21 protein-coding genes and 2 riboswitches are annotated in these 20,419 nt (G+C 46.5%); of the genes, 12 read left to right on the top strand and 9 right to left on the bottom strand.

All coding sequences use genetic code 11. The features are described from left to right. The first annotated feature begins 38 nt into the window (after positions 1-38). Entirely contained in the window at positions 39-413 is a 375-nt protein-coding gene (locus ACFQ4A_RS06855) for a PH domain-containing protein (protein WP_382398924.1), read from the top strand. Positions 414-609: 196 nt separating this feature from the next. On the opposite strand, the gene ACFQ4A_RS06850 is transcribed toward ACFQ4A_RS06855, so the two are convergent. Then, on the bottom strand, positions 610-1,122 hold the full coding sequence (locus ACFQ4A_RS06850; RefSeq protein WP_382398922.1) for a DoxX family protein: 513 nt from the start codon (positions 1,120-1,122) through the stop codon (positions 610-612). 537 nt (positions 1,123-1,659) lie between these two features. On the opposite strand from ACFQ4A_RS06850, the gene ACFQ4A_RS06845 reads away from it, so the two are divergent. From ACFQ4A_RS06845 to ACFQ4A_RS06825, 5 genes are read left to right on the top strand one after another with little or no spacing between them, the layout of a single operon-like run. Further along, positions 1,660-2,382, top strand: a complete 723-nt coding sequence (locus ACFQ4A_RS06845) for a hypothetical protein (protein ID WP_382398920.1) — start codon at positions 1,660-1,662, stop codon at positions 2,380-2,382. A 10-nt stretch (positions 2,383-2,392) separates the two neighbouring features. Next, positions 2,393-2,782 carry a GntR family transcriptional regulator gene (locus tag ACFQ4A_RS06840; protein WP_382398918.1) on the top strand — a complete coding sequence of 130 codons (390 nt, stop codon included), beginning with the start codon at positions 2,393-2,395 and terminating at the stop codon, positions 2,780-2,782. A gap of 2 nt (positions 2,783-2,784) precedes the next feature. Beyond that, the gene (locus ACFQ4A_RS06835) at positions 2,785-3,639 is read left to right on the top strand and encodes an ABC transporter ATP-binding protein (RefSeq protein ID WP_382398916.1); all 855 of its coding nucleotides are present in this window, start codon (positions 2,785-2,787) and stop codon (positions 3,637-3,639) included. A 42-nt stretch (positions 3,640-3,681) separates the two neighbouring features. After that, on the top strand, positions 3,682-4,608 hold the full coding sequence (locus ACFQ4A_RS06830) for an ABC transporter ATP-binding protein (RefSeq protein WP_382398954.1): 927 nt from the start codon (positions 3,682-3,684) through the stop codon (positions 4,606-4,608). Beyond that, positions 4,601-5,851: an ABC transporter permease gene (locus ACFQ4A_RS06825; RefSeq protein WP_382398914.1), complete on the top strand. Its 1,251-nt coding sequence runs from the start codon at positions 4,601-4,603 to the stop codon at positions 5,849-5,851. Before ACFQ4A_RS06830 ends, ACFQ4A_RS06825 begins: the two co-directional genes overlap by 8 nt. A gap of 375 nt (positions 5,852-6,226) precedes the next feature. Here the strand turns inward: ACFQ4A_RS06825 and ACFQ4A_RS06820 are convergent, their stop codons facing one another. Then, complete coding sequence (locus ACFQ4A_RS06820; protein WP_382398912.1) at positions 6,227-6,385, bottom strand: hypothetical protein; 159 nt, start codon at positions 6,383-6,385, stop codon at positions 6,227-6,229. Between the two features lie 281 nt (positions 6,386-6,666). Between ACFQ4A_RS06820 and ACFQ4A_RS06815 the strand changes: the two genes are divergently transcribed. Continuing rightward, the gene (locus tag ACFQ4A_RS06815; protein WP_382398910.1) at positions 6,667-7,002 is read left to right on the top strand and encodes a YqzG/YhdC family protein; all 336 of its coding nucleotides are present in this window, start codon (positions 6,667-6,669) and stop codon (positions 7,000-7,002) included. A 2-nt stretch (positions 7,003-7,004) separates the two neighbouring features. On the opposite strand, the gene ACFQ4A_RS06810 is transcribed toward ACFQ4A_RS06815, so the two are convergent. Next, entirely contained in the window at positions 7,005-7,475 is a 471-nt protein-coding gene (locus ACFQ4A_RS06810; RefSeq protein ID WP_382398908.1) for a hypothetical protein, read from the bottom strand. 142 nt (positions 7,476-7,617) lie between these two features. Between ACFQ4A_RS06810 and ACFQ4A_RS06805 the strand changes: the two genes are divergently transcribed. Then, positions 7,618-8,622, top strand: coding sequence for a DUF3231 family protein (locus ACFQ4A_RS06805; RefSeq protein WP_382398906.1), 1,005 nt, complete (start codon positions 7,618-7,620; stop codon positions 8,620-8,622). Positions 8,623-8,658: 36 nt separating this feature from the next. Here ACFQ4A_RS06805 and ACFQ4A_RS06800 read toward each other — a convergent pair whose 3' ends face one another. Together ACFQ4A_RS06800 and ACFQ4A_RS06795 are read right to left on the bottom strand one after the other, a co-directional pair. Then, the gene (locus tag ACFQ4A_RS06800; RefSeq protein WP_382398904.1) at positions 8,659-9,102 is read right to left on the bottom strand and encodes a hypothetical protein; all 444 of its coding nucleotides are present in this window, start codon (positions 9,100-9,102) and stop codon (positions 8,659-8,661) included. 55 nt (positions 9,103-9,157) lie between these two features. Continuing rightward, on the bottom strand, positions 9,158-9,310 hold the full coding sequence (locus tag ACFQ4A_RS06795) for a hypothetical protein (protein WP_382398902.1): 153 nt from the start codon (positions 9,308-9,310) through the stop codon (positions 9,158-9,160). A gap of 237 nt (positions 9,311-9,547) precedes the next feature. Between ACFQ4A_RS06795 and ACFQ4A_RS06790 the strand changes: the two genes are divergently transcribed. From ACFQ4A_RS06790 to ACFQ4A_RS06780, 3 genes are all read left to right on the top strand, one after another. Further along, positions 9,548-10,444, top strand: a complete 897-nt coding sequence (locus tag ACFQ4A_RS06790; RefSeq protein WP_382398900.1) for an N-acetylmuramoyl-L-alanine amidase — start codon at positions 9,548-9,550, stop codon at positions 10,442-10,444. 237 nt (positions 10,445-10,681) lie between these two features. After that, positions 10,682-11,707, top strand: a complete 1,026-nt coding sequence (locus ACFQ4A_RS06785) for a hypothetical protein (RefSeq protein ID WP_382398898.1) — start codon at positions 10,682-10,684, stop codon at positions 11,705-11,707. A 383-nt stretch (positions 11,708-12,090) separates the two neighbouring features. Next, positions 12,091-13,365, top strand: a complete 1,275-nt coding sequence (locus ACFQ4A_RS06780; RefSeq protein ID WP_382398896.1) for a hypothetical protein — start codon at positions 12,091-12,093, stop codon at positions 13,363-13,365. Positions 13,366-13,608: 243 nt separating this feature from the next. Here ACFQ4A_RS06780 and ACFQ4A_RS06775 read toward each other — a convergent pair whose 3' ends face one another. From ACFQ4A_RS06775 to ACFQ4A_RS06765, 3 genes are read right to left on the bottom strand one after another with little or no spacing between them, the layout of a single operon-like run. Next, entirely contained in the window at positions 13,609-14,652 is a 1,044-nt protein-coding gene (locus ACFQ4A_RS06775) for a ribonucleotide-diphosphate reductase subunit beta (RefSeq protein WP_382398894.1), read from the bottom strand. Continuing rightward, entirely contained in the window at positions 14,633-15,067 is a 435-nt protein-coding gene (locus ACFQ4A_RS06770; protein WP_382398892.1) for a flavodoxin, read from the bottom strand. Before ACFQ4A_RS06770 ends, ACFQ4A_RS06775 begins: the two co-directional genes overlap by 20 nt. Beyond that, entirely contained in the window at positions 15,064-17,274 is a 2,211-nt protein-coding gene (locus tag ACFQ4A_RS06765; RefSeq protein ID WP_382398890.1) for a ribonucleoside-diphosphate reductase subunit alpha, read from the bottom strand. Before ACFQ4A_RS06765 ends, ACFQ4A_RS06770 begins: the two co-directional genes overlap by 4 nt. 157 nt (positions 17,275-17,431) lie before the next feature. After that, positions 17,432-17,624, bottom strand: a riboswitch (cobalamin riboswitch). Positions 17,625-17,832: 208 nt separating this feature from the next. After that, a riboswitch (Lysine riboswitch) is annotated at positions 17,833-18,012 on the top strand. Positions 18,013-18,124: 112 nt separating this feature from the next. Between ACFQ4A_RS06765 and dapA the strand changes: the two genes are divergently transcribed. Continuing rightward, a complete protein-coding gene (dapA, locus tag ACFQ4A_RS06760) occupies positions 18,125-19,084 on the top strand; it encodes a 4-hydroxy-tetrahydrodipicolinate synthase (RefSeq protein ID WP_382398952.1) in 960 nt (319 codons plus the stop codon). 362 nt (positions 19,085-19,446) lie between these two features. Here dapA and ACFQ4A_RS06755 read toward each other — a convergent pair whose 3' ends face one another. Beyond that, a complete protein-coding gene (locus tag ACFQ4A_RS06755) occupies positions 19,447-19,956 on the bottom strand; it encodes a YfiT family bacillithiol transferase (RefSeq protein ID WP_382398888.1) in 510 nt (169 codons plus the stop codon). Positions 19,957-20,419 lie beyond the last annotated feature (463 nt).

The raw sequence follows: 20,419 nt of genomic DNA, 5'->3' as shown, positions 1-20,419 counted from the left end.
TGGTATAATAAAGTAAACTGGAATAGGAGCGTGATCGTGTGGGGCTATTTGATGGCATGATGGGTAACGCATCAGAGGCAGATGCACAAGAGGTGGAAAAGGAACTAGGCGAGCTGTTATCACCGTCGGAAGAAGTGGCGCACGCCTATAAACTGATCCGCGACCTGATGGTGTTTACAAACAAACGACTGATCTTAGTGGATAAACAGGGCGTGACCGGCAAAAAGACCGAATACCATTCGATTCCTTATCGCAGCATCACGCATTTTTCCGTAGAAACGGCTGGTACATTTGACCTGGATGCCGAGCTGAAAATCTGGGTTTCCGGCAGTGCCGAACCGGTGCAAAAAACATTTAATAAGCAGCTGAATATTTATAACGTCCAAAGCGTCTTGTCAGATTTTGTATCCTGATAACCAGCCACGGTGCAATCGGGTTCGCTGATTGCACGGCTGAACGCGCTGATCCAATTTAATGCGTGCGCTAGATTGGGTGCGCTTGCTTGATTTTGAGCGTGCCCGATTTTGAGGCGCGCTTGCTCAATTGGTAGGAATTCATCATAAAATGCCAAAAGCTGACCTTCGATTAAAAGGTCAGCTTTTTTAACCGCTACGCAGCGACGACATCACGGTTTTTACGTCTATGGCGCGGGTTGTGGTTTTTCAAAAATGGAATCACCCAACGATCCAATCCGTAACGCCCTGCATTATAACCGGCAACCAACAGGAGCACGGTGATGAGCACCATCTGGGCGTTCGTGCTGACAGTGCCGCTGAACAGGAAGGCGAAGTTCATCGTGATTCCCATCAGCGCGGCAAAGTTGGTAAAGATGCCAAGAATGAGCGCAGCGCCGACTAGAAATTCACCCCACATGACGACAAAGCTGAAAAGCTCGGCGTTCGGCAGTGCCACCGTTTCAAGAAAAGCCGCCCACCATCCTTGCACAGCTGGGTTCTCGCCCCCAGCACCGGCAATGGCTCCCTCGATAAATCCACCGGCATCAAACCCACCACTGGTAATTTTTCCAAACCCCGACGTGAGCCACTGGTATCCGATATAAATGCGCAAAAAGGCTAATATCCCGGCAACGACTTTGTTATGACGAATAACATCACTAAACATGGAAACATCTCCTTTAATCATTTTTATCTTGTTCATCATTTCACATGTGATTCTAAAGATATATCTTTATTACAGTTACAGCATAACATGAGCCGACATTAATGGTAACTATTATGTTCATCATTTCACAATCTTGTAATAAAGATATGGCGAACATGTGAACACGAGCGCTTTCCGCCAGTACCCACGATTAATCGTCTATTTTACGCCGGCTCAGACCCGAGTACTGCATCTTCTGCCCGAGCAGAGCAACTTCAGCTCCTGCGACGGTTTTTCTGCCCTAAAACAGCACCTTCAGCCCGTGCAGAGCATCCTCTTCCCGTACACCGTAACTTCAGCTCGAAAACTGCATCTTCTGCCTGAAAACAGTAACTCCAGCCCGTGCACCGCAACTTCACCCAATTCAAGAAAATCTAACGCCCCTCATTCTGTACCTTTTCATCATTTTTCCATATTCGCTTGACTTTTTCACGAATACACATATACTGTATATATAGTTATATACAGTAATACACCAGTTAAAAAGAGGTGATTGTTATGAAGGATTGGAAAGAGGCCTATCGGCTGGCAATGTTTGAGATTAAGAAATCCAAATGGAGCTTTCCTATTTCATTTGTCGTCTTTGTTCTTATTGGATTATCAATCGGTTCATTGCTTGGTGACTACCTGGACAACAGCTATGTTGGTCCGGACTTTATCTTCGTTCTATTATTTACCTTTATGCCCGCCTGGGCCAAACCAAAGGATTTTCAAATTAAACAACTTAATGGCGGTATGTGGGTACCCCCGCCGGTCATTATGCTAAAGCAGCTTCCTGTTAAAGAAAATGTGCTGATCAAAAGCCGATTCATCATCTATTATATATTTTCTTTGCCCATTCAAGTCGTCTTTCTGCTGATTCTCTATGCGAGCTCGCCTGGATTGCGGGACGTGCTGCCGCCGGGATCGTATGTCGCTTTCTCCATCATTTGGTTGGCCTTCAGCTTTTATATCGGGGGTATCCTCCCAGCCAGTGATGCCGGTACCATAACCAATACGGGGATGGTCACATTGTACGGTATTATGATCCTGCTTGGGTTTATTACTGTGTTAACCTTCATTCATATGATAACCGGGCAAGGAATTGTGTACTGGACGGTTATCGTTGCAGAGAAATGGTCGATCGTGTCTTCTGTGATTTCGATTATACTGGCCTTCTTCGGTGCAACGTACTGGCGGCATAACATGAGACAAACCATACGTAAAATGGATTATTTGTAGGGGGGATTCTATGCAACTGCCGATTCAGTTATCGAAGGATTCCCGTGAACCGATCTATCATCAAATTGAAAATCAGCTGAAAGCGCTGATTGCCGGGGGACAGCTGACTGCCGGCACGTCCCTCCCTTCCATACGGGGACTGTCCAAGGATCTGGAAGTCAGCATCATAACGACAAGACGCGCGTATCAGAATCTGGAAAATCACGGATTTATCCGGACCTCCCAGGGAAAGGGGACGTTTGTAGCGGATATTGCCGCTGCGACCAAACAGCAAGTGAAACATGATGCCGTTTATCAGACGATGCAAAATGCGATTGATACGGCCCTTCGCTATGATTACTCGATAGATCAGGTTGAGGCGATTTTCCATAACATCATACGGTCACGGAAAGGAGACTAAAAATGCAAGCATGTGCTGAATTCTCACAGGTCAAAAAGCAAATAGACGATTTTCACATGGGTCCGGTTGACTTAGCGATTGAACCGGGCACCATTACGGCACTTGTCGGGAGTAACGGTTCCGGCAAAAGTACGCTGTTAAAACTGATGATGGATCTGACCAATGCGGATAGTGGGGTCATTCATATTTTTGATACACCTGTCGATACAAACAATGAATCGTGGAAACGGCATGTCGCTTACTTGCCCCAGGCACATATCGGCTATCATCCTTATACAGGTCAAGATCTGAAGGAAATGATTGCCCCGATGTACCCGGACTGGGATGATAATTTATTTGCAGAAATCGTCGGCACGTTTCATCTTCCGCTAAACAAGAAGTATGGTAAACTATCACAAGGTATGCAGCAAAAACTCAGCCTGGCGTTGACGATCCCACGGAATGCACCGCTCCTGCTGCTTGATGAGCCGACAGCATTCATGGATATCCCGTCCAAGCGCATGCTCATGGATCTATTGACCGATTGGGTGGATCAAGGCGAGCGGGCGATTGTCATGACCAGCCATCAAGCTGAAAATATCATGAAACTCGCAGACTATTTGTGCGTATTACAAGACGGGAAACAAATCGGGACATTTGAAAAAGAGGAACTGCTGCAACGCTACCGGAAATACTGGGTGTCATCCAGTCTCCCTGAAGAAGCGGTGCCGGGTGAAATCGCGCGGGAAGGTCAGGCCATCCTATCCGATCAGCCCGAAGCCACAGAAACTTTTTTCCGTGACAGCGATTTGGCCATTACCCACCAGACCGCTTTGGATCTAGAAGAAATCCTGTCATACCTGCTGAAACAACCATAACGTAAGGAGGGGTAATACGTGATTGTGAGAGGTGAACAAAACATGGAAACAATGCTGACCGTCGACAAATTAGGCAAATCATTTAAAGATAAACAAGTCATCAAAGATGTTACATTTGATGTGAGAAAAGGTGAAATCATGGCGATTCTGGGACCGAATGGCGCCGGGAAGTCCACCACAATCCGCAATATCATGGGAATCCTGTACCCTGATGAAGGTACTATCTCCTTTAGCGGCCATGAGGCAATACCACGGTATAAAATCGGCTATCTGCCGGAAGAGCGCGGGTTGTATAAAAACGTAAAAGTGATGGATATCCTGCTTTATTTGGCGGAACTCAAGGATTACCCACTGAAGAAAGCGAGGGAGCGTGCGCTTAGTTATTTGAAAAAATTTGACCTCGAAGGACAGGAAAACAGTTCAGTTGAGGAGCTGTCAAAAGGGATGGGGCAAAAAGTACAGTTCATCTCCTCTATCATCCATGAGCCGGAGCTTTTGATTCTGGATGAGCCATTTTCTGGCTTGGACCCGGTCAGTCAGGAACTATTTAAAAAAGAAATCCGCAATCTGGCGGAAAACGGCACGGCCATTTTGCTGTCCTCCCATCAGATGAACCTGGTGGAAGAGATGTGTGACCGGCTGTTCATGATGCATAACGGCGAACGGATCATTTATGGTGATATGGATGATGTCAAAGAGAAGTATGCCAACTTCAAATGTACGATACGCGGCAAAAATGACCAGCGTGAACTAGCAGGTCTCCCGCAAGTTGAGCGGGTGGAGCAAGATGATGATACATCTATGCTTTATCTGGCGAAGAATGTGCATGCGGCTAGCTGGCTGAAGAATTTGCCGGAAAGCTTGTCTGTCCAGGAATTGTCGATTGACCGCATATCACTGCACGAGATTTTCATTGATATCGCAACTGACGGGAATATTGCACAGAAAGAAGGTGCTGCAAATGCGTAATGCTATGAAGGTTGCCAAATGGGAAATCAAACGCAATTTAAAAAATAAATCCTTTTTAATCGGGATGTTTTTGTCTCCTGCCCTGATTTTAGGATTTTTCTTTTTAGGCAGTCTTTTTGATGGTTCTGATGATGGCGGGGAAACGACGCAGGTTTTTGTTCAGGATGAGCTGGGTGTTTTTGATAGCCTGGAAGCGACCGCTGAAGAAGCAGAACTGGACTGGGAAATGCAGACGACTGATGTAAGTGAAGACAATGTGCAGGATGAACTGGCATCCAGTGAAAACACTGCTTATCTATTCGTTGATGAACGAGCAACGGCGGACGGTACCATCCCGATTTATACAAGCGATGAAATCGGGTCAGGCTTTATGAATCAAGTGCAAGTATTGTCTGCGCCGGTCAAAACACTGCAAATGCAGCAGCTCGGGTTATCGGATGAAGAGCTGGCGGCTGTTTCCATGAGCATTCAATTTGAGGAAACAACGTCAGAAGAACTGGCTGCAGCTGGTGACGGAGAAACGACAAGCGAGAGCAACTCACTTCTTGGGGACGATCCTTTTGAAAGCCTCATTCCGGGAGCGTTTGCCGGCATTATTTTGCTTTCGATTGTCTTTTCCGGAATGTACATTTTCCAGAGTGCATCCAATGAGAAAAAGGACAAAATTGCCGAGATTATTTTATCATCGGTGACACCCGGTGAATTGATGCAAGGGAAAATTATCGGCTACTTTGGACTGGGCATGATCCAGGCAGGAGTGTTCCTGATTTTTGTCGTCCCGATTGCTATCTGGCAATTGGATGTGCCGATTCTTGAATACTTACTTGTACCTGAATTGATCTTCCTGATTGCTATTGCCATTCTCGGCTACTTCCTGTTTGCCGCGCTATTTGTCGGTCTAGGGGCAACGATGGCAGATATGTCATCAGCGGGAAACTTCCAGAGCATGGTCATGATGCTGCCGTTCCTGCCGTTTATTTTCATCGGACCAGTCCTCAGCGATCCGACCGGACTGATGGCCCAGATCGGTACCTACGTGCCATTCACCACACCGGGTGTGCTGTTGATGCGGCTGACCGTGATGGAAGCGTGGCCGTGGCTGGAAATCATCATCGCCCTGGCCATTCTGATTGTGAGCATCTGGCTATTCATGAAGCTAGCTGGCAAAATTTTCAAGACCGGCATTCTCATGTACGGGAAAAATGCCAGCCCGGGTGAAATTTGGAAATGGATCAAAGCTTGAAGATCAGCCGATAGGGAGCACCTTTTACAGTAATGGATCAGCGCCAGAAACGAACGATTTAGACAAAACGCTGACACGCCTTTTCAGCTGTTAGAGGTTAGAAGTCAGATTGGAAGAAATCGGTAAGTTAAAACGCTCAGAGTTCATCTGAGCGTTTTTGATTGCTGTTTATACTGCAAATTAACAGATGAAACGTATGCCAATTCGTATGTTGTTTTCCTTGATGTTTAACAGTTCTTACACTCAAAACCGACCCCGTTACGTTGCACGTGGCAAACGGCTTCTCTTTTTTGTTTGATAAGGATCAGTATGTTTATCACATGCTACTGTCTTTTCGCGGAATGTTCCGCTCTTCTCTGGACACCTTCAGTCTGCTCATCCATTTAGATTCTGTAAAACAACGGTGCCTTCCGCTGCTTCGATTCCATTCCCCGCGCTGGTCGGAACGGACGTATCCCCGGTAAATTCGATGACAACAAAGAATACCACCAGAATGACCGCCAACACTACAAACGTTACCAATGCTTTTTGCATCCAAAACACCGCCTTTCAAAAAACGACTATCATTCAGCAGAAGTCAGTAGCCGGCTGACCCTGTTTCCGCTTAATCAACCGATTCATCTTCATAACAGTTATGTAGTATACCCAATTTTTATTACCTGGAAACATGACAATCTCCATATAAATCCGTCCGTTTCGTTCAGTACGGTGGTTAAATCCGACGCTGCGGCTGTCACATGCCATTTTATGGCGTTTTAACGCCTGCATAGAGGAGACGGCAATTTGCCAAGCTAAATGACAAGGAGTTGATACCGATGCGTTTATGCATCATGTTCATAAGTGTCGTATTATTAATGACGGCGGGGCTTGGGTCCGGGTACGCTCACGTCGTTGATCAGCCGCAACAGGATATCCCGTCCTATGCCAAATGGGGACGGCTCGCCATGAAGGAAACGAAGTCCCGCTATCCGGACGCGGACATTATTGATTATTTGCATCAGGGAAGAGAAGATCAAGAGGATGCCACCGTGGAAAAATTCAAGCTGTGGCTGCGGGAGGACAGCAGAGAATTCGGCGTCTTCATCGATATTGCATTTGACAGCGAGACAGAAAAGGTCCGCAATATCTCGTTTGAGGAAACGTCCCGTTAAGGTCATTCCGCTGCTTCAAGGCTGAATTTTTCGGTGTGATCGCCCCACTCGACCGTCACCCCAATCGTCGCATTCTCCCTGACCAGGTTGTTACTGGTGTCGGTAAAAACGGTATCACCCGGGGACACATCAGTGAAATCGAGGCCAACTTCCGTGCTGCTGTGCGGTGTCTGATAGGTATAACGCATTTCCGCCACGGAAGCCAGGTCTTCCAGCGGCCCTTGATACGTCAAGGTGAAATCTGACTGCGCTTCACTGTCCCGTTGCAGCACTTCCTGCTCTTCATAAAAAACTTCTTTCCCGTTCACATTCAGGACGGCAGACCAGTGCTCGCTCGCACCGGTAAACGTATAGTCATGTTCGATCATGTCACCATTTTGTGACACTGTATTTTCCGTGTCAACGACCAATGTTACCACGATAGCCAGTAAGACAAAACTTACAATGGCGGTAATGCTTTTTCGTTTGTCCACAATTGATCACATCCTTTCTTTGTATCGCTTGATTATCAGCGATTATTGACTGTCTAACAGCGCATGATTCCAGAATCCGACTATCAAAAACCGCTCTCATAAAACACACCAACCGGGGAAAACTTGAACAGAGGTGATGCACATGGAACAACAGGATTTAAAGCTGACATCGTCCGAAATCGGTACGCTATGGGGGGAATATGTTAACGGAACCGCCATTAACACCGTTAATCACTATATGCTGTCGATCATTGAAGATGACGACATAAAGGCGTTGTTTCAAGAGGCCATTCAACTATTTGATACCCAAAAATTGCGAATTCAAACATTTATAGCCAATGAAGGGTTTCCGGTGCCCATCGGTTTCACCAATTCCGATCTGATCGGTGGTGCCAAACGGTTGTTTTCCGATATCTTCTGCCTGCATTATTTGCACATTATGACCACTCACGGCTTGCTGGGGCATATCGGGGCATTAAGTGCTTCAACCCGGAAAGACCTGCGTGAATTTTATGATGCCTGTGACAATGACGGGAAATTGTTGTACCAAAAAACAACCGACTTACTGCTCGAAAAAGGGCATTTTCAGCGGGACCCATACTTCTACCCGCAAGGAAACCCTGAATTCGTGTCCGGCCAACAATTTCTTAACGGTTTCCTGGGGAAAGACCGTCCGTTAAACGCCATGGAAATTGTTGACCTCTCCTTTATAATCAAGAAAAATATCATGGCCAAAACGCTGTCCATTGGCTTCGGTCAGGTCACTCGAACAAAGGAAGTCCGGAAGTTCCTGAAAAAAGCACAGCAAACGACTGATCAGCAAATTCAATCACTGAGCACGATTTTGCATGCAGACAACCTACCTGTACCGATGTCTTGGGAAACAGAAGTGACCACGTCACAGGAGGCACCATTTTCGGATAAATTAATGCTTTATCATATCGGTTTCCTGATCCAGACCTCCCAGGCATACCAAGGTGCTGGCCTTGCATCCGCCATGCGCGTCGATCTGCTGACAGCATATGAAAAAATAATCCTTAAAAATATGATGATCATTAAAGAGTGGTTCAATATTATGACGAAGCATAAATGGTTTGAACAGCCGCCACTCGCGCCGAATCGGAAACGAATTGCCAGGGACAACTAATGCGGCCGGACCATATGTGGAGCCCCCAAAGCGCATTTACGGGGCGAATCCATAAAAGATCAGGATAAAGATGAAGAGCGCTATATAGCTGATGGCCGTCAGTCCGGCAAATCCAGCCCCAAACGTCAGCCATTTCAGCCAGGTTCGGTTCATTAGCCTTTGTGTCAGCTTATAGAGTTTGTATCCAAGCAAACAAAACAGTGGCACCATGTATAATAGCGAAAAATGGCTGACCCACTCAAAGTGTTTGGCAAAACCACCATCTGCGGCAGGACCGTCATACAGGTTCTTTTCAGACGAAATATAAATACTCCCGGACATAAAAACAATGGATAATACGATAAAATAAGTCAGCAGCAATATTTTGACGATGCGTTTTTCATGTTTGAGCATAAGCACCAAAACGATGATCAACAGTAGCAACATCATGATTTTAAACATGGCATCGCTTCCTTCCCCCGTCACGCTGCCATTTTTCAATACATCAGCTTCCTCGGGTATATGATGTCTTGTACGTTATTTTATGCTGCTCCGGTCATGGCCAATGCCTGAATAATCTCAGTAACCCTCTGAACAGCCATGTAAACGGCCAAATAATCACCTCAAGAAATGAGAAAAGCAGATCTGCCAGCCAGCCCCGTTCCCTCCGTCTTTTTTGCTTCGCCATTTGGTCATGGTCATCTGTCATCTCGTTCTCCCGCTTTATGTGACATGTAAGCCATACGGATCTGTCCAGCCCTATTTATAATTTCTGGAAACTTCCTTCATATTCCTTCTATTTTCTAAAACTTTTGAATGATTTTTTTTAGTTATCGTGTTTAAAATTTACCTGGGCGGAAACGATGGACTAATAAGGTTCTTCCCTCTAAAATAGGGAAGGCAGACCATATAAAGACAAGCTAGTTATGTAAAAAGGAGAGGTTTCATGGGGAAGCTGCGATTACTACTAACGGCTGCCGCCTTTCTGCTGATGTTCACAGCATTGGCGCCAACCGTAAAAGCGGATGGTGGCGATACATACGAAGTCGGGGCGGATGTGCTGAATGTCAGGTCCGGCCCGGCACAGGACGCATCAATCATCGGCCAGCTTGCCGGCGGTGACCGGATTGCTGTGTTTCAGCAACAAAATGGATGGGCACAAACATATTATGATGGCGAGGAAGTTTGGGTGGCGGCGCCATATTTAGTACCGGCTGAAAACAACATGGCCGTCAGCGGCACGTCCTCCGAGGCGAATGAAAACGCCGGGAAGGCCCAACCGGCCAGTGAATCGTCCGGTACATTGGACGGCTATCATATCGTTCTTGATCCCGGACATGGCGGGAAAGATCCTGGTGCGGCTGGTAGCGATAGAATGCTTGAGAAAGACCTCACGATAGCGACAGCAGACCGCGTCGCCCAAGATTTGCGTGAAGCAGGGGCGACCGTTACGCTGACCCGGTCAGACGACTCGTTTGTTTCACTTGAGAATCGCGTGCGCATCAGCAATGAAAATGCGGCCGATGCCTTCATCAGTCTGCACTATAATGCCTTCCCGCTGGAGGGGGTCAATGGCTTCAGCGCCTATTATGATAGCAGTGGCGCTGAAAAGGCACTGGCTGCAGATATCCAATCCGGCCTTGAACAGCGTATGGAATTGAACAGCCGCGGTATCATGCAAAACGGGTATCATGTGTTAAGTGAGAATAGTGATTTATCGGTGCTGGTGGAGCTCGGATTCATGACCAATCCGTATGATCTGTCCGTGATTGAGACGGCAGAACATCAGCGGAATGTTGCTGAAGGCATTGTTGACGGGATTAAACGGTATTTTAATACATGATGTGAGAAAAGCTGTCCGTACGGGCGGCTTTTTTTAGTGGCACATTTTATTCGTTCCGTCATGGCGTACTCCTCCTAGCTCTTCTCTTGTATACCGTGGCATATTCGAATTTTTCATGTAGCTGGATTTGCCTAATGTGTCCATCATTCAACATGTTCTCATCTCACTTGACTGCGAATATACGTTCGTATATACTTGAATCAGATACATTTAACGAAAGGAAAAGGATGTGGTAGAATGGTGCCAACAGAAGCTGTGCTCGAGAAGCCGAGCACTTATGACGTGAAACCACCGGATTATGATGCGCTATGGAAGAATCTGATTGAGGAACTGTTTGAGGAATTTGTTCTATTTTTCGCGCCCGACCTATTTGAAAAGATCGACTTTACAAGGCCGGCTGATTTCCTTAAGCAAGAATTGTATAAAGAAATTATTGAAGAAAGGAAGGGCCGATTAATTGCCGACGAAATTGCCAAAGTGTTCCTGAAGAATGGCGACGAAAAATTGATTTTAATTCATATTGAGGTACAGGGCACGGCTGAAGAGGATTTTGGTAAACGGATGTTCCGGTATTTTTACAGAATTTATGACCGATTCGACCGAGACGTGTACGCTCTGGCACTCATTACCGATCATGAAGCAGAACACGCCAATGGTTTTCACTATTCGTTTCATGGTACCAAGGTTGATTACACATATAATGTATATAATTTTCAAGATCAGAACATAGCTAAATTGGAACAGTCACCCAATCCGTTTGCACATGCGGTCATTGCAGGCATTTACGCAAGTCAGACTAAGAATGACGCAAATACACGCTATGCTTTTAAACGAAAACTCATGATCCAAATTTTGCAAAAGTTCACCACTCAGCAAGAAGACACCCGCATGTATTTATCTGCACTGTTTTACTTCATTGATTATTTACTCCAGGTTCCAAAGAATTTAACCAGACAATTGAAAGACGACATTGTACCATATTTGGGAAAGGAGGTTGTACAAAGAATGCAGGCTGAAAAAGCGCGTCCATCACAAACACTGGAAGAGATCTTTGCTGAATTAAGGCAGGAAGGAAGAGAAGAAGGAAGGGAAAAAGGAAGAGAGGAAGGTAGAGAAGAAGGCAGAGAGGAGGGCAGCAAAGATACGTTGAAACATGTCGTTAAGAAGTTAATACGCCAAAACTATTCTGATAAACAGATTGTGGACATAACAGAGTTAGATCCTAAAGACGTTAAAGAATTGAGAAGAACCATTGAAAAGTAGGATAGAAACGAAACTGATCTGTCATAAGATCAGTTTCGTTTCTATGACGCCTTTGGCAAGACGCTGACTTATAACGTTAACTAACAGACGATTACCAAAAACCCTTAAAGGGGTTGTTCAAAAAGTCCGGTAAAAATGACACATCGAATTTCGTCGTTGGCTTGTTTCTCCGCTGCTCATGTATCTAAATGCATACATTCCGCTGCTCGAAACTGCGCCGCCTCGAACTTCTCGGTCCTTTTCATCCTCCTTTTTGAACAGACTCTTAAAATGACGATTGAATAACGTCCTGAGCGATTCTCCCTTCTATTAACGACATCAATTTCAAGTACTAAAACGAAGGCGTTATACTAGCTATAATTCAGAAAAAGTGAGGTATTTCGATGAACAAACAGTTGCTGGACGTGGTGGATTATACGCGGGAGACATTGGGGTTACATAACTATCAGCTTGAAAGGTATTATTTTTTCCGGGAAAAAACCCTTTTGAATGAAACCATGTATAGTGTGAGTATGGAATGGTTTCCGAATGATGCGGAGATGACGACTGAAAATGAACTCAACCCTGAGGGGACAGCTGTTGTGGACGTCGACTTTCATACGAAAGCAATCAGGCGACTTATGTTCATCGGTGATGTCAACCGGGCGGACCATAACGTGTATCCGACGTCAGAGGCGAAAGAAGAGGCAATTGAATGGATTGAGGACATGACCGGGCTCGTGTTTGGCCGGCAATTTCTGATTGCGCGCGAAGAAGAGCAAGTGCTGCAGTTCGGCGCAGCGGTTGATAATATTCCGGTATCACCAGGTGGCATCATCAGGACGACATTCAATGACGATGGTGTGCTGACGGATTTTTACATTGACGGTGATTTTCCGAATGAAGAACAGATCAGATGGGAGCCGTTTGCACTGACACCGGATAAATATGAACCGGTGGCGGAGGCGCAATGCAAGCTGCTGACATTGCCCGATCAGGAGCAGGAAAAATGGGTGCCTGTATACGGAATAGAGGAAGTGTTTTTAACGAATGACACCGGGCGGACGATGCCGTTTACGTTCGGCGCGGATCGCAGTTCGTTTGTCATGAAGGATGAGGCGTTGCAATGGGATGAGCCGCTGGACGGTGAATTTGAGACGGAGGACATTGACTTATCGCCAGAAGTTACGCTGGAAACCGTCCTAGCCAACGAACCGCATCCGGACACTTTCCCATTGACTGAAGCTGAGATTACCGCGTGCGAACGTGAAGCGCTACGATTTATGCGGCTCGTTTATCCGGACGAAAGTGGCAAGCGACAGCTTACCGGGCTTTATCTAAAGGATGGCTATATTGTCGCAGAGATCAAGCCTATAGAGAAAGCGCAAAATGTCCTGGATATTAAAGTGAAGCTGCTGATCGAGCGGAATACATTGACTGCGGTGAACTACATTGATCAAGCAAGACTTTACGAGATGTTCCAGCAGTTTGCGGCGGCGGGAGAACCGGTTGTGTCGCAGAGAGAAGCGTTTGAAGTGCTGCGCGAGTACGTGGATGCTGAGCCAGTTTATGTATATGACACCAGCCGGGATCGCTACATCATGTGCGGCAAGATTGACTGCGATTACAGCGTGAATGCGGTGACGGGAGAAGTGATGGCACTCAATGAAATGGGATAGCCGGTGCGTTTATAGGCGCACCGGCTATTTTGAGGTCGTAGCGGCTGCTGCCGAATTTGTGAACTTTAGCGTTTTATTTGTGAACTTTAGCACGTTTACTGTGAACTTTGGCAAATCCAGTGTGAACGTCAGGATTTCCGAGCAAATACTCGTGTTGGATGGCCAATAGTGAACACTTCAGCCAAATCAAGTTTCTGCTGTTTCATCCAACAAAATTCTCAGAAACAAAACGAGATGTCCCGCTCACAAGTCATCAAAGCCGTTCAGGTCGCTTGTTTTCGTATATTGCCGGGACGTTTGCTCGAAAAAGTCGGTCTTCGTACCATCGAAGTTGTCCGCATAAGCGCGGATCCATTTCATCGGGTTCTCAGTATGATCGGGATAAATCTCGCTCAGGCCCATCATGCGCAGCATTTTGTTGGCGCGGTACTTGATATAGCCGGCCATTTCATCGAGGTCAATGCCGTGAATATCAGACAGCACATAGCCGGACCATTCGATTTCCAGGTCGACCGATTCGCGGAAATGGTCGTAAACCCAATCAGCAAAATCGGCTGTGTTCAAGTCCGGATTTTCATGTAGTGTTGCCCGGAATAATTCGGCGATAAAGCGCCCGTGCTCCAATTCGTCCCGGTTGATGTAGCTGATCATCGTTGATGTGCCGACCATTTTATTTTGCCTCGCCAAATGGTAGAAAAACGCAAATCCGGAGTAGAAAAACATCCCTTCCAGAAGCGCGGTATAGACCATTGTTTTCAGGATATTGTCAATTGACGGCTCCTCGACAAAGGCGTTGTATTGCCGTGTTATCGTGTCGTTCCGCTTCAGCAATACAGGGTCTTTGCGCCCGAGCTGAAACGACTCGTTCTGTTCACCGAGTGACACGACTGATGACAACACATACGAATAACTTTCATTATGGACGGCTTCCTGCTGGGCGATGACCGCCATGATCGACTGGACGGACGGATCGGTCGCGTACAGTGACAACAAGAGCGCCGTCCGAGTCTGCGGGGCGTCCAGCGTTGATAAGAGACCAATGATTTTCAAATACGCATCACGCTCTTCATTGGTCAGTGAAGCAAACTGGCGCAGGTCATCCGCCATGTTGACTTCATCTGCCTGCCAGTAATTTCCGATCAGCCGTTTGTACATTTTATACCAATGCGGATAAGCGATATCGTTCCAATTTAAAATGCCACTCGACTTTCCGCCGAACAGAGCTGTTGATTTGTTCGGGTTCATGGGTTCCAGGGTTTTCGCTTTCTCAAGCAAGACTTGGGACATTATACAGTACTCCTTCCAGCCAGTTTTTCACCAATTGTTCCTGCGAGCCGCGCGGTGACTGCTCGATTTTCAAGCCGGGCCATCTGCTTTCATAAAACCTAGCCAGTTTATCGACCGCCAAGCAAAACAGATCAGCACCGCCGAATTGGGTTTCCCCTGTGCCGAAAACCGCGACATTGTCCGGTTTATAGCCGACTTCCAGCACGAAATCTTTCACCTCATCAGGGGTGGCACCCATCTCCCAGGTGAAGGTGCCGATGAAAATTAGATCGTAACCCGCTGCATCAATTGGCGGGTCGATCCCTATCCGGTGCATATCCGCCGACACGCCATCCGCCGCCAAGTGCGCCGCAATGATGTCGGCTGTTTCCTTCGTATTGCCGCTGTAGGATAAATACGCAATCAGAGGTTTCAACTTTCACACCACTCACATTCTTCGATATCATTGGCCGTTGACCGGACATAATAGGTTGTTTTCAGGCCTTCGCGCCATGCCTGCAGATGCAAATCCAGTAAAACAGACGCCTTAATCGTATTCGGCACGTAAATATTAAACGAAATGCTCTGGTCGATATGCTTCTGCCGGGCCGCATTTTGTCTGACCGACCAGCGTTGATTCAGAATATATGCTGATCGGCGGTAAATGCCATAGGTTTGATGATCCAGTTCCGGTGCCGTAAACGGAATTTTGAAATCCTTCTTTTCTTCAAAATAAAACGGTTGGAACACCGGATCGATGCTGGCGGTTGAACCGGCAATCATCGACGTGGATGAATTCGGCGCGACCGCCATCAGATAGCCGTTGCGGATACCGTGTTCCGCGACGTTTCGCTGCAACTCACCCCATTTATCACCGGTATAGCCTTTATCAGCAAAATAGCGGCCCGTCTGCCACTTACTGCCTGCAAACGCCGGGTAGCTGCCTTTCTCCCGGCTCAGCTCCATGCTCGTTTTGATCGTCAAGTAAGCCATTTTTTCATACAGTTGATCGGCATAATCAACTGCTTCATCCGACTCCCACCCGATATTTTCTTTTGCCAGCAGATGATGCCAGCCAAATGTGCCAAGGCCGATGGCACGATATTTCTGATTGGTCATCTGTGTCTGTTTCAGCGGCAGGGTATTGATGTCAATCACATTATCAAGCATGCGGACCTGAATACGGATGAGCCGCTCCAACACCCGATCCGTTACGGCCCGCCCCAGGTTGATCGAGCTCAAATTGCAGACGACATAATCCCCAGATTTGTACTTTTTCACGATTGTTCCGTCCGCCTCGGTCAGTTCCTCCAAAAATTCTGTCGGTGACTGATTTTGCGTAATTTCCGTGCACAAGTTGGAGCAGTAAATCATGCCTTCGTGCGGATTATTATTCTGCCGGTTCACCTCATCCCGGTAAAACATGAATGGTGTACCGGACTCAAGCTGTGATTTCATAATCCGTTTCATAATATCAATCGCCGGGACAACGCGCTTTGTAAGCTGATGAGACGCGACACATTCAAGGTAGCGATCGCGCCACGAGCCCGATCCATTCGCCTCATCATAAAAGTCTTCGAGCGAAAAGCCCATCACCTGGCGCACTTCATGCGGGTCAAACAAATACCAATCGCCGCGCTTTTCCACCTGTTCCATAAAATAATCCGGCAAGCAGACACCGGTAAAAATATCGTGGGCGCGCAGCCGTTCATCGCCATTATTCAGCTTCAGATCGAGAAACCCTTCAATATCGGTATGCCAGACGTCCAAGTAAATGGCAATGGCGCCTTTGCGGGTGCCGAGCTGATCGACGCTGACCGCCGTGTTATTCAGCTGCTTGATCCATGGCACAACACCACTCGACATGCCTTTAAAGCCTTTAATCGAACTGCCGCGCCCCCGGACTTTCCCCATGTAAACACCGATGCCGCCACCGTTTTTGGACAAATTGGCAATATCGGTATTGCTGTCATAAATCGACTGCAGGCTATCATCAACCGTATCGATGAAGCAGCTTGACAGCTGACCGTGTGTTTTGCCGGCGTTTGTGAGCGTCGGTGTCGCAACAGTCATATACAAATGGCTCAGCGCCCAATAGGCTTCAGCGACATACCGGCTGCGTTGGGCCGGGTCTTCCTGCTGCATTAAGTGCATAGCAATCACCATCCACCGCTCCTGCGGCAGTTCGTAGATATTTTGATCGTGATCAGTAGCCAAATAGCGCGTCGTCAAGGTATAAAGGCCAAGATAATTGAACAGCTGGTCGCAGGCCGGGTCGATGATGCTGGCAAAATAATCGATCTCCTCTTTTGTGTATGTCTGCAGCAGCTCCGCCGTATAAATGCCTTTTTCGGTAAGGGTTTGGATGAGTCCATAAAAATCGCTGTAGCGCTCGCTAAAATCATAGCCCCTGTTGGCCGCAGCCTGTTTGTACAAGTCATGCAGATACAGCCGGCTGGCGACGAATGTCCAGTCTGGATTTGCCTCATCGATATTTTCAAGGGCGCGTTTGATTAAGTGATCGTTCGTAGCCGCTGCACCTTTCTTATGTATTTTTTCCATAAAAGTCTCTTTGTCGACCTGTAAGCCTTGTGTTGCCTGGTCAATCCGTTGTGTCAGTTCGTCATTCAAGACGATTGTCATGTGTTTGCCTCCTTTATGATCGCTTAGGGTCTCCCACCGTTTCCCCGGAACCCGTCCTAGCTCAATATAAAAAACCGCTCACCCAGGGGATGAACGGTATAAAACGACAGAAAATATGAACTATTTCCGTCGTTTCGCCATCGCTTGCCCCGAGGATTCGAACGCACGCGATGCGGCAGGTCTCCTGACTTGTGCTTCTCCCTACTGAGGGCCTTCCCATATAACCGCCGTGAAGCTGGTCATACAGTGGTTATCCCGTTCGTCCACACTCACAGTTGCGGGGACAGCTCCGGATTTACACCAGATTCCCTTTTTAAGACTAAGATGTCACCACAGCTCGCGAACACCATATATAGTGTGTCGGTTGAATTATTGTCAATATATATTGTATTTATAGCGTATCATAGAATCATAGGCAATGCAATAGATTTCCAAAAAAATGGCCGGAAGCCTGGCCGGGACGGAGGGATACAATATTTTTCTGACTATCCCTTGAACTTTTATCGAGTGTATGTTATGTTGATTCAAATGATATATTTTTCTTACTTCAATCCATTGAAGTGAGGTAGAGGTAGCGAAGACCATCAGTACACAATCAGAGAATGATGAGATTCAGGGACGATTGTGGAAAGGGGGATTCGCCGAAACGGCACAAAGCTCATACTTTCGCCGTTGGTTCTGCTATTGAACAAATACAGGACTGTCATATAGGTAACTATATGGAGGGCTATCTTGCGCTAAGAGACGGTTAAGTAACGTTTCTCATGCAACAGCGAACCCTCGTTGTTGTTTTTTTTATGGCAACAATGGGGATAGCCCTTTTTAATCTTTCAAAAGGGGTGTGTGAATGATGAATTTCGGTCAGGTATTAACAGCCATGGTGACCCCATTTGATCATCATGGCGATATCGATTTCGATGCCACACGAACATTGGTCAATGATTTAATCGCAAACGGCTCGGACGGCTTAGTAGTCGCCGGAACGACCGGAGAATCCCCGACGCTGACAGACACTGAAAAACTGGACTTGTTCCGCTTCACTGCACAAGTTGCTGATGGCCGTGTACCCGTCATCGCTGGAACCGGGTCTAATAACACACGCGCATCCATCGAGTTGACAAAACAGGCGGCGCAGACAGGTGTCGATGCGATCATGCTGACGACGCCCTACTACAACAAACCGTCCCAGGAAGGGCTGTATCAGCATTATAGAGCTGTGGCCCAAGCGACATCACTCCCTGTGATGCTGTACAATATCCCTGGCCGGAGCGCCGTGGGCATTGCACCAGAAACCATTATCCGGTTGGCGGAAATCAGCAATATCGTATCCGTCAAAGAAGCGAGCGCCAATCTTGATGCGATGACAAAGATTATCAGCAAAACGCCTGATGATTTCACGCTTTACAGTGGGGATGATAATTTGACACTTCCAGTATTGGCGATTGGCGGTACTGGCATCGTATCGGTCTCCGCCCATGTGATCGGGAATGATATACAAGAAATGGTGCAGAGCTTCACGAGCGGCAACGTCCAACGGGCAGCAGCCATTCACCAGGAAATCCTACCGGTGATGAAAGCGATGTTTGCTCAGCCAAGCCCGGCGCCGGTAAAAGCTGCCCTGAATATGACGGGTATTTCGGTTGGCGACGTGCGCCTGCCAATGCTTCCGCTGTCCAGCGACGAAAAACGGCAACTAAGCCAGATCCTACCACCGCATAAAGTGAAACTACATTCAACGGAACGGTTTTCTCCGTTGAATAACGAGGAACAAAGGCTAAATTCGCAACATCCTGTTGCAACGCCTTTGTGACCTGCGTCCTGCAGGCCCGAACAGAATCGGGCATTTACGGACAGTTAGCCGCCGTTTTGAGGTGGGTTAGTGGCCGTTATATGCGGGGAAAAGTGAAACTACATTCAACGGAGCGTTTTTCTGTAACTTTGGGATAAAGTTTGATTAAAAACACCTCATGGACCATACTTTGCAATAAATAAGAATCCATTTTGAAAAAAGATTGATCAAGATGGATTCTTTTAAGCAATTTTAAGATTATTTTTTAAAAATAATTGTCATTTTCTACCTACGTCTTATACAATCGCACCCTTGTTTTCCTTTCCCCATTTTAAAAAATTAGCTTACCCGAGATTTGATAAACCAATTCCTTAAATATTATGCTATTTTGATAATGCGATTTTTATATGGGCTAAGTGATGCTCTTCATGCCAAGCTAATTTTGCAACCTTTGTCGCTACTGTTATATTACCATTTAGCTGATGAACAAAACTTCGATCTAAATGCTCTTCCGTTAAACTATGACCCAAAGATACGATGCGCTCATTTATACCTTCCAACATTTTTATAGAACATTCTACGGGAAGCTTTGTATCCGGTTGAATAGCCCACTTTTCTTCATCAAAAGCTGGTACTGTTGGACTCTCATCTGTTAAAGCCAGCTTCAAACGTTGATACATGTTCAACTGAGAGTCAGCAATATGATGAACAAGGCCGCGAACTGTCCAGCTACCATCACGATAAGTTTTGCTTAATTCCTCATCACTTAATGAGTCGACAGTTTCTTCTAATCGAATCGTGTAAGTTTCGATTTGCTTTAACCATTCTTGAATATTTTCAAATGTTACCTTTTCGGGAACTTGTAATTTGCCAATTGGGTATCTTACATCCATTTTCAATCCCCCTTTTCCCTATTCTTTATTTGGCTNGATAAAGGCAACCGCTACGGAAAAACACTACGCTTTCCGTGGGCCCCGAGCTCAGCCTCCTCGAAAAAAGAAGTTCGCTTTTTTCTGCTCAGGTCTACTCTGCGCTTTCCCACAGGAGTCTCCGTGTTTTCCCTCCGCTAGCTAGTTGTCTATAACATATTTATCCATCTATTTCAACCATTGATTTTGGTGTTGACCCCTTTATTTCATTATATTTCGGTATTAACGTTTAATATAACGAATCGGCTTAGTTCTTGCAAACCTTCAGCATTAAAAACTGCAAATGTTAAAAAAGCCTATAAGTGCGTGTTCAAAACCCCCATGTCTTGTCAGACACCGCAATAAATGAAAATGGGGGTTAGCGGTTTAATTGTAAAGAATCCTGTACATTATGTTAATGCAGGTCAGAGGTCGCCTCTTTTTTGGT

The sequence above is a fragment of the Lentibacillus salinarum genome (assembly GCF_042679865.1).
Classification (GTDB): domain Bacteria; phylum Bacillota; class Bacilli; order Bacillales; family Amphibacillaceae; genus Lentibacillus; species Lentibacillus salinarum.
This window is presented reverse-complemented; position numbering and strand designations above follow the sequence as displayed.